The 15,940-nt window shown below is 66.0% G+C and carries 17 protein-coding genes and 1 tRNA gene; 13 read left to right on the forward strand and 5 right to left on the reverse strand.

The genetic code is table 11. From position 1 onward, the window contains the following. The first annotated feature begins 40 nt into the window (after nt 1–40). Nucleotides 41–757, forward strand: a complete 717-nt coding sequence (locus tag ACQR10_RS14145) for a hypothetical protein (protein ID WP_316217970.1) — start codon at nt 41–43, stop codon at nt 755–757. Here the strand turns inward: ACQR10_RS14145 and ACQR10_RS14150 are convergent, their stop codons facing one another. Beyond that, entirely contained in the window at nt 758–1,492 is a 735-nt protein-coding gene (locus ACQR10_RS14150; RefSeq protein ID WP_316217971.1) for a cytochrome c biogenesis CcdA family protein, read from the reverse strand. Nucleotides 1,493–1,613: 121 nt separating this feature from the next. Between ACQR10_RS14150 and ACQR10_RS14155 the strand changes: the two genes are divergently transcribed. The 3 genes from ACQR10_RS14155 (at nt 1,614) to ACQR10_RS14165 (ending at nt 3,585) form a co-directional block, all read left to right on the forward strand. Next, nucleotides 1,614–2,003: a thioredoxin gene (locus ACQR10_RS14155; protein ID WP_316217983.1), complete on the forward strand. Its 390-nt coding sequence runs from the start codon at nt 1,614–1,616 to the stop codon at nt 2,001–2,003. Nucleotides 2,004–2,027: 24 nt separating this feature from the next. Beyond that, nucleotides 2,028–2,378: an ArsR/SmtB family transcription factor gene (locus ACQR10_RS14160; RefSeq protein WP_315805488.1), complete on the forward strand. Its 351-nt coding sequence runs from the start codon at nt 2,028–2,030 to the stop codon at nt 2,376–2,378. Nucleotides 2,379–2,499: 121 nt separating this feature from the next. After that, entirely contained in the window at nt 2,500–3,585 is a 1,086-nt protein-coding gene (locus ACQR10_RS14165) for a YeeE/YedE family protein (protein WP_315805489.1), read from the forward strand. Between the two features lie 319 nt (nt 3,586–3,904). Here the strand turns inward: ACQR10_RS14165 and ACQR10_RS14170 are convergent. After that, nucleotides 3,905–3,981: transfer RNA gene (locus ACQR10_RS14170), tRNA-Met, on the reverse strand. 488 nt (nt 3,982–4,469) lie between these two features. On the opposite strand from ACQR10_RS14170, the gene ACQR10_RS14175 reads away from it, so the two are divergent. Together ACQR10_RS14175 and ACQR10_RS14180 are read left to right on the forward strand one after the other, a co-directional pair. Next, on the forward strand, nt 4,470–5,903 hold the full coding sequence (locus tag ACQR10_RS14175; RefSeq protein ID WP_316217972.1) for a coniferyl aldehyde dehydrogenase: 1,434 nt from the start codon (nt 4,470–4,472) through the stop codon (nt 5,901–5,903). Nucleotides 5,904–5,979: 76 nt separating this feature from the next. Beyond that, complete coding sequence (locus ACQR10_RS14180; RefSeq protein WP_315805507.1) at nt 5,980–7,581, forward strand: GMC family oxidoreductase; 1,602 nt, start codon at nt 5,980–5,982, stop codon at nt 7,579–7,581. A gap of 45 nt (nt 7,582–7,626) precedes the next feature. Here ACQR10_RS14180 and ACQR10_RS14185 read toward each other — a convergent pair whose 3' ends face one another. After that, entirely contained in the window at nt 7,627–8,388 is a 762-nt protein-coding gene (locus ACQR10_RS14185; RefSeq protein ID WP_316217973.1) for an SDR family oxidoreductase, read from the reverse strand. A gap of 111 nt (nt 8,389–8,499) precedes the next feature. Between ACQR10_RS14185 and ACQR10_RS14190 the strand changes: the two genes are divergently transcribed. Beyond that, entirely contained in the window at nt 8,500–9,015 is a 516-nt protein-coding gene (locus tag ACQR10_RS14190; RefSeq protein WP_316183594.1) for a CvpA family protein, read from the forward strand. Nucleotides 9,016–9,153: 138 nt separating this feature from the next. Beyond that, nucleotides 9,154–9,936, forward strand: coding sequence for an SDR family oxidoreductase (locus ACQR10_RS14195; RefSeq protein ID WP_315805510.1), 783 nt, complete (start codon nt 9,154–9,156; stop codon nt 9,934–9,936). 313 nt (nt 9,937–10,249) lie between these two features. Here ACQR10_RS14195 and ACQR10_RS14200 read toward each other — a convergent pair whose 3' ends face one another. Beyond that, nucleotides 10,250–10,705: a DUF3775 domain-containing protein gene (locus tag ACQR10_RS14200; RefSeq protein ID WP_315805511.1), complete on the reverse strand. Its 456-nt coding sequence runs from the start codon at nt 10,703–10,705 to the stop codon at nt 10,250–10,252. A gap of 116 nt (nt 10,706–10,821) precedes the next feature. On the opposite strand from ACQR10_RS14200, the gene ACQR10_RS14205 reads away from it, so the two are divergent. From ACQR10_RS14205 to ACQR10_RS14220, 4 genes are all read left to right on the forward strand, one after another. After that, complete coding sequence (locus ACQR10_RS14205; protein WP_316183595.1) at nt 10,822–11,685, forward strand: MBL fold metallo-hydrolase; 864 nt, start codon at nt 10,822–10,824, stop codon at nt 11,683–11,685. A 77-nt stretch (nt 11,686–11,762) separates the two neighbouring features. Next, entirely contained in the window at nt 11,763–12,605 is an 843-nt protein-coding gene (locus ACQR10_RS14210) for a fumarylacetoacetate hydrolase family protein (RefSeq protein WP_315805513.1), read from the forward strand. Nucleotides 12,606–12,734: 129 nt separating this feature from the next. Further along, nucleotides 12,735–13,349 (forward strand): glutathione S-transferase family protein, encoded by a 615-nt coding sequence (locus tag ACQR10_RS14215; protein WP_316217974.1) that lies wholly within the window; start codon nt 12,735–12,737, stop codon nt 13,347–13,349. A gap of 19 nt (nt 13,350–13,368) precedes the next feature. After that, a complete protein-coding gene (locus ACQR10_RS14220; protein ID WP_316217975.1) occupies nt 13,369–14,232 on the forward strand; it encodes an MBL fold metallo-hydrolase in 864 nt (287 codons plus the stop codon). A gap of 34 nt (nt 14,233–14,266) precedes the next feature. On the opposite strand, the gene ACQR10_RS14225 is transcribed toward ACQR10_RS14220, so the two are convergent. Then, the gene (locus ACQR10_RS14225; protein WP_315805516.1) at nt 14,267–14,809 is read right to left on the reverse strand and encodes a methylated-DNA--[protein]-cysteine S-methyltransferase; all 543 of its coding nucleotides are present in this window, start codon (nt 14,807–14,809) and stop codon (nt 14,267–14,269) included. 209 nt (nt 14,810–15,018) lie between these two features. On the opposite strand from ACQR10_RS14225, the gene ACQR10_RS14230 reads away from it, so the two are divergent. Further along, on the forward strand, nt 15,019–15,819 hold the full coding sequence (locus ACQR10_RS14230) for a phytanoyl-CoA dioxygenase family protein (protein WP_316183598.1): 801 nt from the start codon (nt 15,019–15,021) through the stop codon (nt 15,817–15,819). Nucleotides 15,820–15,940 lie beyond the last annotated feature (121 nt).

Genomic DNA, 15,940 nt, shown 5'->3' on the forward strand with positions numbered 1-15,940 from the left:
TACATGATATTCGAATAATAGAATGTGAAAAGGACATTCGATGCTGCGCCGCGTCATCATGCTGTCGCTCGTGCTGTCATGCCTCACGCATGGCGTCCGTGGGCACGCCGAAGGGAACGCGGATGTTGCTGCCTTCATGCACTCTGCGATGGCCAGCCTGCGCACAGCCGCGAGCTATGGCCGCACCGGCAATGTGGGCCTGGCGCAGATCGAGCTCGACGACGCCCGGATCGCCTGGGGCAGGCTCAGCCGGCTCGCCGAGCGCTCCCATGCGCCCTATTCGGCCAGATCCTTTGCAGAGCTGATCGCCACCGGCAACGATCGCCTGAAGCAGGCGGACGAAGCGCTGACCGCAGGTGACGGGGCACGCGCTGCGGCGGCCATTGCCGCGTTGCGCCGGTCGCTTCACGCCCTGAGGCAGGACGCCGGCGTGGTCGAGCTCAGTGATTGCGTGTTCGACCTGTCACCCGTCATGGACGCGTTGCGCAACGCCGCGGCGCGGTTCGCAGCGGGCAAGGCCGAGTCTGGCGAGGTCGTCCAGGCCGGCACAGCGCTGCGCGACCGGCTGCAACGCTGCAACGGCCTCGCCACGCCCGACGTGGCGAGCCAGGCCGAATTCCGCCGCCTGATCGACGGCGCCACGACGAGTGCCAACGAGATCGGCCGCGCTGCGCGCGAGAGCGACGCCGGCCTGGTGCATCGCTATGAGATCGAACTGCAGTCCTTCGTCAATCTATTGGACTTCCGCTTCGGCTGATCAGCCGATGGTGGCGAGCGACGGAAAGCGCTCGAAGATCCATTCCGACATCCGTGGGATCACGCCGGCGAGAAAGGCAGCGCCGGTCAGGACGAGAAAGCCGCCCATCGTCTTCTCGACCAGGGGGAGATGCGGCTTGATGCCCTTGAGCATGGTCATGAACTGCCCCGTAAAGGCAGCGGCGATCAGGAACGGGATGCCGGTCCCGACCGAGTAGGCGGCGAGCAGCAGCGCGCCCTTCCCCACCGTCGCCTCCGCGCCGGCCATCATCAGCACGGCGGCCAGGACCGGCCCCGCGCACGGCGTCCAGCCGAAGGCGAAGGCCAGTCCCATCACGAACGCACCGAGCAGGCCGGCCGGCTTGCGTCCGACGTCGATCGTCGCGCTCCGGTACAGCAGCGGAATCCGGAGCACCCCGAGGAAGTGCAGCCCCATCATGATGATGACGAGGCCGGCGAGGATGCCGAGCTGGCTGAGATGGCCGGCGATGAACCGTCCGAACACCGAGGCGGTGGCGCCGAGACCGACGAACACCAGCGAAAAACCGCCGACGAAGCACAGCGCCGTCAGCACCGTCCGCCGCCGCTGGGCCATGCTGGTTTCGCTGATCGCGTCGGCCGCCGAGACGCCGGCCATGTAGCACAGGAACGGCGGGACCAGCGGCAGAATGCACGGTGACAGAAACGACAACAGACCCGCGGCCAGCGCGGCGCCCAGCGTGACGTCGAGATCCATCTTTCCTCCCGGTCGGCCAGCGCTGCGTGCCCGGCCTGCCGGGCAGGATTCGGAAATCGCGCACTAGTACATATTCGAATTTAATGATAGATTGGCCGACAAGTCCAGAGAGGATCTCGGCATGACCAGCAGAACTGCATCGCGCGGATTCGCAACGCTCGCAGGAGCGGTGGTGACCGGCATTTGCCTCTCGTCGCCGGCTTTCGCCTCCGAGCTCGTGATGTTCGAACGTCCGGGCTGCGGCTGGTGCGCCCGCTTCAACGCGGAAATCGGTCCGATCTACGACAAGACCGACGAGGGGCGCGCGCTGCCGCTGCGACGGGTCGACCTTGCCAAGCCGCTGCCGACGGACCTGTCCGGTATCGATCCGGGAGCGTTCACCCCGACCTTCGTGGTGGTCGATCAGGGCCGCGAGATCGGACGCATCCGCGGCTATCCCGGCGACGCGTTTTTCTTTGGGATGCTGGGTCGTATAATGAATGCTACAAGCGGGGCGCCGGCCCGCTCCTGACGCCAACCGAGGGATCCCGAATTCATGCCGCTGCCGAACTTGAAGGACATCGAAACCTCTGCCGAGCTCGAGCAGATGATCGAGAAGGCGCGGGAAGCCAGCGAGATGCTGAAGGCGCTGTCCCACGAGTCCCGGCTTTTGCTGCTCTGTATCCTCGCCGAAGGCGAAAAATCCGTCACCGAGCTCGAGCAGTTCCTGGGCGAGCGGCAGTCGACCGTCTCGCAGCAGCTCGCCCGTCTCAGGCTCGACCGGCTGGTCACGACGCGGCGCGACGGCAAGACGATCTACTACAGCCTTGCGAGCGAAGATGTCCGCAAGATCCTGACGGCGATCTACGACGTCTATTGCGAGCCGGTCCGCAAGCGCCGCCGCTGACAGGTTCGCCCTCGCGGTCTCGGGCTTCGCATCGGCGCGCCCTGTAGCGGCGCAAGAGGTCTGGCGTCCCCGCCGTTCCTGGAGCACAATACCGGGAAACCAACGAGGACGTCGGAGAGGAATGCTCGGCCCGTCAGCACTGACGTTCATGTGTGGGCTGCTCGCGGGCGCCGTCCTCGGCGTCGCCGGCCGCGCCGGCCGCTTCTGTACGCTCGCGATGCTGGAGGACGCGTTCTTCGGCGCCGATACCCGCCGGCTCAAATCGTTCGCGCTCGCGGCCGCGGTGGCGCTGGTCGCAACCCAGTTGCTCGCCAGCTTCGGCCTGATCGACCTGTCGCGCTCGATCTATTTGACATCCTCGATTCCGCTCGGCGGCGCCATCATCGGCGGCTTGTTGTTCGGAATCGGGATGGCCCTCGTCGGCACCTGCGGCTTCGGCACGCTGGTCCGGATCGGCGGCGGCGACCTGCGCGCCATCGTCGTGTTCCTGGTGCTGGGCGTGTCGGCCCTGGCCGCGATGCGCGGGCTCACAGGATTCCTGCGCATCTCGCTGATCGAGCCGCTCTCCATCCGCCTGCCCGAGACCATGACCCAGGGCATGGATGCGCTGCTGTCGTCCGCACTCGGCTCATATGCGCGGCCGCTGACCGTATCCGTCGCAGCAGTTGCGCTCGCGGCCTGGGCACTGGCCGACGGGCGCCTCGTGAGATCGCCGCGCCTGCTGCTATCCGGCCTCGCCGTGGGCTTCGCGGTGGCGTTCGGCTGGTTCGCCACCAGCTGGCTCGGCAATGACGATTTCGATCCGGCGCGCGTGGCATCCCTCACCTTCGTTGCCCCGCTCGGCAACACCGTGCTCTACATCGCCACGCTTTCGGGCACGCACGCCGACTTCGCGATCGGCTCGGTCGCCGGCGTGATCCTGGGCTCGTTCGTCGCGGCGATGTTTTCGCGCGTCTTCCGCTGGGAAGCCTGCGACGACGCGCGCGAGCTGAAGCGTCACATGACCGGCGCACTGCTGATGGGCACCGGCGGCATCATGTCGATGGGCTGCACGATCGGACAGGGCCTCTCGGCCTTCTCGACGCTGGCGGTCTCGGCACCGCTGACGATGCTGGCGATCACCTGCGGCGCACGTCTCGGCCTCGAATACACCATGACCGGCGAATGGCGCCCTGCCGTGCGCAACCTGCTGCGTCTGACATCGTGACGGGCGGCTACGCTCGCGCAAGGTGCGAACTTGCTCCCACGCCTGGCCAATGACGCTGTGCCGCAGGCAAGCGGACCGTGGATTTCGTCCGTTCCCTCGACGCTTTCAGTTCAACGCAAGCTTCGCAAATTGACTGCCCACTCCCAGTGGCCGTCTGGAGCGCAGTCCCCCTGATAATCCTCGGATCGTCCGACGCCGCGCTTCACGAGGCGGCACCGTCCTCCTCAGCTGCACAGCAGCTTACGGGGATGAAACAGGGATGCAGAGGCACAAACCAAAACTCCCGCAGCCTCATCGGCTACGGGAGTGTCGGTCTCAATGGTTGCGGGGATAGGATTTGAACCTATGACCTTCAGGTTATGAGCCTGACGAGCTACCGGGCTGCTCCACCCCGCGTTAACTTGTGCGTCACCTTCAGGGAAGTGCCGGGCGGTCCTGGCAGACACCTGAGGCGCTGCCGATCCATCCCAAAGGCTTCCTGAGAAGGCTTGAGCCCGTTGGCCTAGCCGGCCGTCGGGTGCGGGCGGTATGTACCAATGCGAGGCCGGTTTGGAAAGGGCTTTCGGGAAGTTTTTTTGCCGGATTGTGACACCGCTTGTCGCGGGACTCATTTCAGAAATTACATCGATATGACAGACGCTTATGTGGCGGCCTGTTTGCCGGCCGGGACCAGGGGCACGGCGCGGGCTGGGGACAAGGAAAAAGTTCCTCGAAGGGCGGCGGCAGGGACCGACGACACTCGCCGCCAAATGGATCGGCTCCACGCGCGCGCCAGGCGGTGCGAAACCGACGCCGCGCTTGCCAAGGGTTCCGCAACGCGGCAGCTTTAAGCCAACCAGAATGACGGCCCTGCACGCGGCCGCGCTACACGCGAGGAGACGTCCATGGACCAGTCCCTGAAGAGCCCCGCCCTCTCGGCGCTCGACAACGCGTTCCACACGCAGGTCGAAGCCTCACGCAATGCGCCTCCGCCCGCCCTCGCAGCACGGCTGGACGGCCTGAAGCGGCTGCGGGCCATGCTGTCGGAGAATGAGACCCGCCTGGAGCAGGCGATCTCAGCCGATTTCGGCCACCGCTGCGCGGTCGAGACGACGATTGCCGAGACGCTGTTCCTGCAGGCTGAGATCAAGCACACGCTCAAGGCGCTGCCGCGCTGGATGGCGCCGCGACGCATCGCCACCGCGCTGCAGTTCTGGCCGGCGCGCAACCGCCTGATGCCGCAGCCGCTCGGCGTGGTCGGCATCATCGCGCCGTGGAACTACCCGCTGCAGCTGACGCTGGCGCCTGCGATCGGCGCGCTCGCCGCCGGCAACCGGGTCATGATCAAGCCGAGCGAGCTGACGCCGCAGTTCTCGGCGCTGCTGAAGGAGCTCATCGCGGCGAATTTCGACCCGACCCAGCTCATCGTCACCGGCATCGAGGACGGCGTCGCGGAGGCCTTCGCCGCGCTGCCTTTCGATCATCTGGTCTTCACCGGCTCGACCCGCGTCGGTCGCATCGTCGCCGAGGCCGCCGGACGCAACCTGACCCCGGTGACGCTCGAGCTCGGCGGCAAGTCGCCGACCATCGTCGACGTCTCCGCCGACATCGACGAAGCCGCCGAGCGCATCGCCTATGCCAAGCTGCTCAACGCCGGCCAGACCTGCATCGCGCCGGACTACGTGTTCGTGCCCGAGCAGCACGCGGACGCATTCGCGAGCAAGCTGCACCGGCACATGCTGCGGATGTTCGGCACCAACCCGGCCAATGCCGACTACACGTCGATCATCTCCGAGCGGCACTATGCCCGGCTGGAAGGATTGCTGCGCGACGCGATCGCGCGCGGCGCCAGGACGCTGAGCACGACCAGCCCGGAGGATCCGGCCTGGAAGAAACTGCGGAAGTTTCCGCCGACGATCGTGACGGGTGCGAGCGCGGACATGGCGATCATGCAGGAGGAGATCTTCGGCCCGCTGCTGCCGATCATGCCCTATCGGCAATCCGACGACGTCATCCGCCACATCAATGCCCACGACCGGCCGCTTGCGCTGTACTGGTTTGGCAGCGACGCGGCGGCGCGCGACGCGGTGCTGGCGCGCACCGTCTCCGGCGGGGTCACCATCAACGACTGCCTTCTGCATTTTGCGCAGATGAATCAGCCGATGGGCGGCGTCGGCGCCTCCGGCATCGGCCACTATCACGGCGAATGGGGCTTCAACAGCTTCAGCAAGCTGAAGCCGGTGTTCTACCGCTCGCCCTTCAACCGCATGAAGGATCTCTATCCGCCCTATGGGGCCAGCATCGCCCGCATCGAGAAGCTGCTGCGGTTTCTGAGCTGACCCGTTCGGTCATTCCGGGGCGCGCGGCGCCCCGGATGACGACCAAATAAAAAAGCAAATCAGGGAGAGACAGCACGTGACGGACGAGGTCGATTTCATCGTCGTGGGCGGCGGCAGCGGCGGCGCAACGGTTGCCGGCCGCTTGTCGGAAGATCCGGCGACATCCGTCGCGCTGCTCGACGCCGGGGGGCGCAACGACAACTGGATCGTGACAACGCCCTACATGCTGTTCCTGATGGTCGCGGGGCCCGTCAACAACTGGTCCTTCACCACCGTGCCGCAGAGAGGCCTGGACGGGCGCAGCGGCTATCAGCCGCGCGGCCGCGGGCTCGGCGGCTCCTCCGCGATCAACGCCATGGTCTACATCCGCGGCCACCGCGCCGACTACGATCATTGGGCTTCCCTCGGCAATACCGGCTGGTCGTATGACGACGTGCTGCCCTACTTCAAGCGCGCCGAGAACAATGCCGAGTTCAACGGCGCGTATCACGGCCAATCGGGACCGCTGCCGGTCAACCGGCTGCGCACCGACAATCCCGTACACGACATCTTTCTCCAGGCGGCGCGCGAAGCGCAGTTTCCGGTCCGCGACGATTTCAATGCCGAGACGCAGGAAGGGCTCGGCCTCTATCAAGTCACGCAAGCCAATGGCGAGCGCTGGAGCGCGGCACGGGCCTACATCCAGCCGCACATCGGCAGCCGCAGCAACCTGCGCGTCGAGACATCGGCCCATGCGTCGATGATCCTGTTCGAGGGCAAGCGCGCCGTCGGCGTCAAGTACCGCCAGGGCAAGGAGGTCAAGCAGATCCGTTGCCGCCGCGAAGTGATCCTCGCCTCCGGCGCGTTCCAGACCCCGCAATTGCTGATGCTCTCCGGCGTCGGAGATGCAAGCGCGCTGGCGCGGCTCGGCATCGCCAGCATCCATCATCTGCCCGGCGTCGGACAGAACCTGCAGGACCATCCGGATTTCATCTTCGCCTACACCTCCGACAACCCCAACTTCTCCTCGCTGTCGCCGAAAGGCCTGCGCCGGCTGCTGGCGGGCATCGGCCAATATCGCCGCGAGCGCCGCGGCGTCCTGACCTCGAATTTCGCCGAATGCGGCGGCTTCCTGAAGACGCGGCCTGATCTCGACGTGCCCGACATCCAGCTGCATTTCGGCATGGCCGTCACCGACGATCACGGCCGCAAGCGCCACGGCAACGGCTTTTCCTGCCACTTCTGTCTGCTCCGGCCGAAGAGCCGCGGCACGGTGGGACTGAAGAGTGCCGATCCGCTGGCGCCGCCGTTGATCGATCCGAACTTCCTCGGCGAGGCCGACGATGTCGAGACCATGGTCGCCGGCTACAAGACGACGCTGCGGCTGATGGAGACGCCGGCCATGCGCAGCCTCGCCACGCGTGACCTGTTCACCTCGGATGTCAGGACCGACGACGACATCCGCGCCATCCTGCGCGCCCGCGTCGATACGGTCTATCATCCCGTCGGCACCTGCAAGATGGGCGTCGACGATCCGCTCGCCGTGGTCGATCCCGAATTGAAGGTGCACGGAACGTCCGGCCTGCGCGTGGTCGACGCCTCGATCATGCCGACCCTGATCGGCGGCAACACCAATGCGCCGACGATCATGATCGGCGAGAAGGCCGCCGACATGATCAAGGACGAGCTGAAGGGCTGAGACCGCTCGCCATCGTGGGAAATCAACCTGCGGATCAGCCGGGCCTCACGTCAGCAGGAAGCCGCCGTCCACCGTCACCACGCTGCCGGTCATGTAGCGCGAAGCGTTGGACGCCAGCAGCAGGATCGCGCCGTCGAGGTCGCTCTCATGGCCGACGCGCCGCTGCGGGATGCGCTTGATCAGCTTCTCGCCCGCCGGCGTCTCCCAGACCTCGTGATTGATGTCGGTGTCGATGTAGCCCGGCGCCAGTGCGTTGACGCGGATGCCACTCGCCGCGAGCTCCAGCGCGAGCGCCTTGGTCGCCTGTACCACGCCGGCCTTGGAGATCGCATAGGGCGAGATGAACTTCACGACGCTGAAGCCGAGCACCGAGGCGATGTTGATGATGTTGCCGCCGGCCTTGCGCGCGGCCATGCGCCGCGCCGCTTCGGTTGCGGCGAAATAGGCGCCCTTGAGATTGGCGCCGATCACGGCGTCCCAATCCGCCTCGCTCTGCTCGACCGCGAGCTTCTCCACGGCGATGCCGGCATTGTTGATCAGCACCGTGACGGGCCCGAGCGCGGCCTCGGCGGCGTCCATGCCCCTGGCGATCGACGCCATGCTCGTCACGTCCATCTCCACGGCGGCAGCGCGACCGCCCCTCGCCCTGATCTCCGCCTCCAGCGCCTTGAGCTTGCCGGTCTGGCGTGCCGCGAGCGCGACGGCGGCGCCATGCGCCGATAGAACCCGGGCGAACTGCCGCCCGAGACCCTGGCTCGCGCCGGTGATCAGGATCACCTCGCGGCTGACGTCGAACAGCTCGGACATGGTTCCTCCCACGATTTGCTCATTTGTTGCGGCGCATTGATACAGACGATTTGAAGCAGCGCAAACCGGAATCGTTTACCGGGCGCGGCCTACAACCGCGGCGGAGCAACCATGAACGCTTTCGACCTCGCCGCTTGTGCCGCACTGATGGTTGCCGTCTACAGCGGCTTCTCGACCGGGCTGTTGCGCAGCGCCATCACGATTCTGGCCTACCTGCTCGCGATGCCGCTGGCGATGGGGGCGGTCGCAGCGATGAGCCCGCAGCTGCAAGACGCGCACGGCACTCCGCTGGCCCAGAACTGGCTGCAGTTCTTCGCCGCCTTCGTCGTGATCGGCATGGCGCTGGGCAAGATCGGTCGCATCCTGCTCGACGAGGCAATCGGTTCCGAGGCCGGCTTTGGCGACCGGCTCGGCGGCGCGCTGCTGGGCGCGGTCCGCACCGGCATGGTCGCGACCACGCTGGTGCTGGTGTTCGACAGGATCGTTCCTCCCGAGCGCCAGCCGCGCTTCCTCGACGGATCACGCCTGCGTCCGCTGCTCTCGCTCGCAGGCGCAAAGGGCTTCCGCTCGCTGCCTCCGGAGGTCGCAAGCCTGATCGACCGGCTGAAGCAGGAACGGCGCATCTGACCGACCCGGCGGCGTCTCTCCCGTCATAGCGAGCCATGCAATTCGGCACAGGCCGGCTGCTCTTATCAGCGGCAATGCCGTTGGCTAGAATGCGCCCATCTTCCTTTCAGCCTCACTGACATATCGGAGTGATCAATCGTGGATCTCGGGATCAAGGGCCGCCGCGCCATCGTCTGCGCCTCCAGCAAGGGTTTGGGCCGCGCCTGCGCCATCGCGCTCGCCAATGAGGGCGTGCATGTCACGATCACGGCGCGCGGCGCCGAGACGCTGGCCAAGACCGCGGCCGAGATCCGCGCGGCCAATCCCGGCATCACCGTGACGGAAGTGGCGGGCGACATCACCACGCCGGAGGGCCGCGCCGCGGTGCTGAAGGCCTGCCCGGACCCGGACATCCTGATCAACAACGCCGGCGGCCCGCCGCCCGGCGATTTCCGCAACTGGACCCGCGACGACTGGATCAAGGCGCTCGATGCCAACATGCTGACGCCGATCGAGCTGATCAAGGCGACCGTCGACGGCATGATGGCGCGCAAGTTCGGCCGCATCGTCAACATCACCTCGGCCGCGGTGAAGGCGCCGATCGACATTCTCGGCCTCTCCAATGGCGCCCGCGCCGGCCTCACCGGCTTCGTCGCCGGCCTGTCGCGCAAGACCGTGATCAACAACGTCACCATCAATGCGCTGCTGCCGGGGCCGTTCGAGACCGACCGCCTGCTCTCCACGGCAAAGGGCGAAGCCGAAAAGCGCGGCGTCACGCCGGAGCAGATCCTGGCCGACCGCGCCAAGACCAATCCCGCCGGACGCTTCGGCGATCCCGAAGAGTTCGGCCTCGCCTGCGCCTTCCTGTGCGCCGCCAAGGCCGGCTACATCACCGGCCAGAACATTTTGCTCGACGGCGGCGCGTTCCCGGGCACGCTGTAAGCGGCGTATTGCGGGAAACGTTGGAGTGCAGAGGTCTCTCGCGACTTGCTCGCTCTGCGCCTCTCCCCGCGTGCGGGGAGAGGTCGGATCGCATCGCCGAATGCGATCCGGGTGAGGGGGTACAGGCCTCACCACGAACACTCCCGGAGCGTTGCCCTCTGACACCTCCCGTGCCGCTGCCCCTCACCCCACCCTTCTCCCCGTGAAGAACGGGGAGAGGGAGCGCACCGGCGTCGCGGAGAGCGCTCGACTCTTAGCTGGAAAGCCTGCGGTCACTATTGCGTAGTAGTTGCCTGCCCTGATCTGCAAAGACCTACCGCTTCGTGATCTCGTCCTCGTCGCGCTGGCTCGGGCTCGACGAATCCGCCGTGGTGCGGCCTTCGGTCCAGTCGATGCCGAACGCATCGAGGCCCTCGGCCAGCAGGTCGCCGAGCATCGGCTCGCCCAGCAGATAGCGCGCGGTGTGGCGGTCGCGCTGGCCGGCGGCCTCGCGGCGCAGCTCGTCCCACTCGTCGATATCGCCGTCGCCGCGACCGAGCCGCATCAAGGCGACGAGATCGGTCTGCTCATCCTCGGTCATCGCGTTGATGAAGCCGGTGATCTCGCGCACCACGGGATCATCGCCGCTGTCCTGGAGCACGTCGACCATGTCGTCATCGGCGGCATTCGAGCCGGAATCCTCATCGGTCGCCTGCTCCTTGACGTCGAACTCGCGCGCCTTTTCGATCAGGAAGGCAACCTTCTCGGGCGATATCGTCAGCTCTGGCATGGCGTTCTCCTCATGGACGGACTGCAGCAACGCCTGTTCCGGGCAGTTGATCCATTGCGCCGGAACAAGCCGCGCGGCATCGTTACCGGCATCAAGAATAAGACGAGGAAGCGCGCATGTCTTGGACGATCGGCCGGGTCAGGATCACCAAATTCGTCGAGCTGGAGACCGTCGGCGGCACCCGCTTCATCCTGCCGCAGGCAACACCCGAGACGATCCGCGAGCTGTCCTGGCTCACGCCCGATTTTGCGACCGATGAAGGTCGGCTGAAGATGTCGATCCACACCCTGGTGCTGGAAACACCGACGATGCGGATCGTGGTCGACACCGGGCTCGGCAACGACAAGCAGGGCCGCAGCGTGCCAATCTGGAACAACCGGACCATGCCCTTCCTCGAGACGATAAGCGCGGCCGGCTTTCCGCCTGAGAGCATCGACATGGTGATCTGCACGCATCTCCACGTCGACCACGTCGGCTGGAATACGAAGCTGGTCGACGGCCGCTGGGGGCCGACCTTTCCCAATGCGCGCTATGTCTTCGGCCGCGCGGAATATGAGCATTGGCGCGATCACAGCGAGGCCGCCGACGAGACCGCGACCTTCGCCGATTCCGTCCAGCCGATCGTCGCGGCCGGACGCGCGGAGCTCGTCGGAAGCGAGGATGTGATCACCGACGAAATCACGCTGATCCCGACGCCGGGGCACAGCCCGGGTCATGTCAGCCTGCACATCCGCTCGGAGGGAGCGGAGGCTGTGCTGACCGGGGACGTCGCCCACCATCCCTGCCAGATGGCGCATCTCGATTGGAGTTCGACGGTCGATTCCGATCCGGCGCAGGCGGCCGCCACGCGCCGGGCGCTGTTCTCGCGCTTCGCCGACACTGAGGCGCTGGTGATCGGCGGCCATTTCGATGCCGGCCATATCCGGCGCAACGGCGCCACCTTCCGCTTCCAGGCAGTGCCGGGCCGCGGCAGCGCATAGCCCGCGAGGTTGAATTTCGCCCCGCCATGCTCCATGACAGGGCTCTGGAATACCAAGGAATTGAGGGAGAGAAACCAATGAAGCTTGTTCGCTACGGCGAGAAGGGCGCGGAAAAGCCGGGCCTGATCGATGCATCCGGCCAGCTGCGCGACCTGTCCGCGCATGTGAAGGACCTCGACGGTGCGGCCTATGCGCCGGAGTCCCTGAAGAAGCTCGCCGCGCTCGATCCGGCCTCCCTGCCCGCCGTCGCCGGCAAGCCGCGGCTCGGCGCCCCCGTGACCGGCATCTCGAAATTCGTCGCGATCGGCCTCAACTACTCCGACCACGCCAAGGAGACCGGCAACCCGATCCCGGCCGAGCCGATCTTCTTCCTGAAGGCCAACACCGCGCTGTGCGGTCCCTATGACCAGGTCGAGAAGCCGCGCGGCTCCACCAAGCTCGACTGGGAGGTCGAGATCGCCGCGATCATCGGCACCCGCGCCAAATACGTCTCGGAGGCCGAGGCGCTCAACCACGTCGCCGGCTACACCGTCTGCAACGACGTCTCCGAGCGCAACTTCCAGATCGAGCGCCTGGGCCAGTGGACCAAGGGCAAGTCGCACGACACGTTCGGTCCGGTCGGCCCGTGGCTCGTCACCAAGGACGAGATCCCGGACGTGCAGAACCTGTCGATGTGGCTCGACGTCAACGGCCAGCGCCGCCAGACCGGCACCACCGCGACGATGATCTTCTCGATGGCCAAGTGCATCTCCTACGTCTCGCAGTTCATGACGCTGCTGCCCGGCGACATCGTCACCACCGGCACGCCTCCCGGCGTCGGCATGGGAATGAAGCCGCCGACCTTCCTCAACGTCGGCGACGTCGTCACGCTCGGCATCGAGCGCCTCGGCGAGCAGCGCCAGGAGATCATCGAGGCGTAACGTCACCTCACCGTCATTGCGAGCGAAGCGAAGCAATCCAGGGCGTCACGCGCGGCTCTGGATTGCTTCGTCGCTTCGCTCCTCGCAATGACGGATAACAATCCGCATCGAGCCAACAGGAAGACGCCGATGAAACTCACCTTTTCGCCCGCCTCGCCGTTCGCCCGCAAGGTGCGCATCGCCGCCATCGAGCTCGGACTGATCGATCAAATCGAGTTCGTGCCTGCGGCCGTGGTGCCGGGTCAGGCCAATGAGGAATATTCGAAGATCACGCCGCTCAAGAAGCTGCCGGTGCTGATCCTCGACAATGGCGACGTCATCCTGGATTCCTACGTGATCGTCGAATATCTCGACGAGCTCGCCGGCGGCAACAAGCTGATCCCCGCCTCCGGCCCGTCGCGCTGGAAGGTCAAGAGCGAGCATTCGATGCTGCAGGGCATGCTCGATTCCATGCTGCTGTGCCGCTACGAGGCGTTGGTGCGCCCGGAGGGTCTGCGCTGGCAGGCCTGGTCCGACGACCACTGGAACAGAGCCTGGATGGGCATGGCGCGCTTCAATGCGCAGAGCGACCTGATGACGCGCCCGTTCGACGTCGCCGCGATCGGCCTCGTCTGCGTGCTCGGCTATGCCGATTTCCGCTTCGCCGATTGCGGCTGGCGCAAGGCGTTTCCGGCGCTCGACGCGTTCCATAACAAGATGCTCGAACGCGAATCGGTGAAGATCTCGGTGCCGCCGGCGGCTTGATCCCCGAACAGGAGCTGCCGTGACGCTGACATTCTCGGTTGCAGACACGACCATTCATCGCATCATCGAGCAGGAAACCACGTTCCTGCCGGCGCGCGAGATGTTTCCGGAGCTGACGCCGGAGATGCTGGCGGCAGACAGCGCGCTGCAGGCGGCCGGCGCGCTCGATGCGCAGGACACGCTGATCCTGTGCTTTCAGTCCTACGTGGTGAGGACGCCTCATCACACCATCCTGATCGACAGCTGCATCGGCAACGACAAGCCGCGCGCGCGGCCGGTCTGGAACATGAAGAGCGACGACAGCTATATGCGGGCGCTCGCAGCCGCCGGCGTCTCGGTCGACGACATCGACGTCGTGATGTGCACCCATCTGCACACCGATCATGTCGGCTGGAACACGCGGCTCGACAATGGCCGCTGGGTGCCGACCTTTCCGAATGCGCGCTACGTCTTCGCGCAGCGCGAATATGACTACTGGGTGGCGCAGAACGCCAAGGCCGAGGTGCCTCCATTCGCCGACAGCGTGCTGCCGGTGGTCGAGGCCAAGCGCGCCGACATCGTCGGCGACGAATTCTCGATCGGCGATCATATCCGCCTGCTGCCGACGCCGGGGCATACGCCCGGCCATGTCGCAATCGCCGTGGGCAAGGGCCGAGACGACGCGGTGTTCGCCGGCGACCTGATCCACACGCCGTTGCAGCTCGGGCTTCCCGAACTGTCACCGAAGTTCGACGTCGACCCGAAACAGGCGGCTGTCACGCGACGAACGTTCCTGGAGCGTTATTGCGACACCGCGACGCTGTGCTGCACGGCGCATTTCCCGTCGCCCTCGGTCGGCCGCATCAGGCGCAAGGGCAGTGCCTTCGCCTGCGAGGCGGTCTGACGCCCGAGCCTGGCGTCCGCAGCGCGCTTTCGCATCAATCGAACAGGCTCGGCGTATAGTTCACGGCGGCGCCTTCGATCGCCAGCATCTTCAGCTTGGTCTCCACACCGCCGTTGGCGGAGAAGCCGCCGGGCTTGTTGCCGGCCGCGAGCACGCGATGGCAGGGCACCACGATCGGGCACGGGTTGCGCCCCAGTGCCTGGCCGACCTCGCGTGACAGCTCGACTCCGCCGAGCTGCTTGGCGATATCGCCGTAGGTCAGGGTCCGGCCCGGCGGGATCCGGCGCGCAATCTCGTAGACGCCGCGCTGGAACGCGCTGACGCCGTCGAGATCGAGGTCGACATCGCTGAGATCATCCGGCTCTCCGGCAAGCAGCGCCGTGATCCGCGTGATGGTGCGCCGCACATGCGGCGGCGGGTCGGCCTCGCCGATGCCGTCGTAACGCTGCTGCATCCGGATGCGGATCTGCGCGACGCCGCCCATCGGCAGTTGCACCGCATTGATGCCGCGCGCTCCCCATGCGATCGCGCAAGGGCCGATCGCGGTTTCGAAAATCGCAAAGCTGTGCTCTGACATGACGGACTCCATCGCCGCTCTGCCCCGTATCATCTGCCAGTCAAATTAGGCTTGGAGAATGTTGCGATCCACCCGGATTCTGCCAATGTCGACAGCGGAAGCGCCGTGATGCCCATCGGCAGGCCGAAAGGATGGGAGCACGGCACAGGGGCAGCCCGGCGCAAAGAGCGGGCGCCTCATCCGAGGAAACCAAGGCGAGGGAGAAGGCCATGAAGCTGACGCCGGAGCAGATTGCATTCTTCAATCGCGAGGGCTGGCTGTTCCTGCCCGAGCTGTTCAGCCCGGAGGAGACCGCGTTCCTCGCCCGCGAGGCGGAGGCGATCTATGCCGCCGACAGGCCCGAGGTCTGGCGCGAGAAGAGCGGCGCGCCGCGCACGGCGTTTGCCGCCCACCTCTACAACGACGCCTTCCGCGTGCTGGCCGCGCATCCGCGCATGATCGAGCCGATCGAGCAGATCTTCGGCGAGAAACTCTACATGCATCAGTTCAAGATCAACGCCAAATCGGCCTTCACCGGCGATGTCTGGCAATGGCACCAGGACTACGGCACCTGGAAGCGCGACGACGGCATGCCGGAGCCGCGCGCGATGAACATCGCGATCTTCCTCGACGAGGTGATGCCGATCAACGGCCCCTTGATGCTGGTGCCGCGCAGCCAGCATGCCGGCGATCTCGAGGCCTCGCATGATCTCGCGACCACGTCCTATCCGTTGTGGACCTTGGACGAGGCCACGGTGACGCGGCTGGTCGCGGAAGGCGGCATCGTCGCGCCAACCGGAAAGCCCGGCGGCATGCTGATGTTCCACGGCAATCTTGTGCACGGCTCCGCCGGCAACATCACGCCCTACCCGCGCAAGATCGTGTATCTCACGCTGAACGCCGTCTCGAACCACATCCGCACCCCGACGCGCCCCGAGTACATCGCGCATCGCGACTTCACGCCGATCGAAACCCTGCCGGATGATGTGTTGCTGCAACTCGCGCGAGCGCATCGCGAGGCGGCGGAGTAAGCCATATCGCCATCACGAAAGCAGGTCGTCATGCCCGGGCTTGACCCACGGCTGTCCGGTTCAGACAGACTGGACATGGTGCATGGCGTGGATTCTTCTGCGGTCTTGAGCATCGCCAAAT

Origin of the sequence: Bradyrhizobium sp. HKCCYLRH2060, assembly GCF_051168135.1 — a bacterium.
Lineage (GTDB): Bacteria > Pseudomonadota > Alphaproteobacteria > Rhizobiales > Xanthobacteraceae > Bradyrhizobium.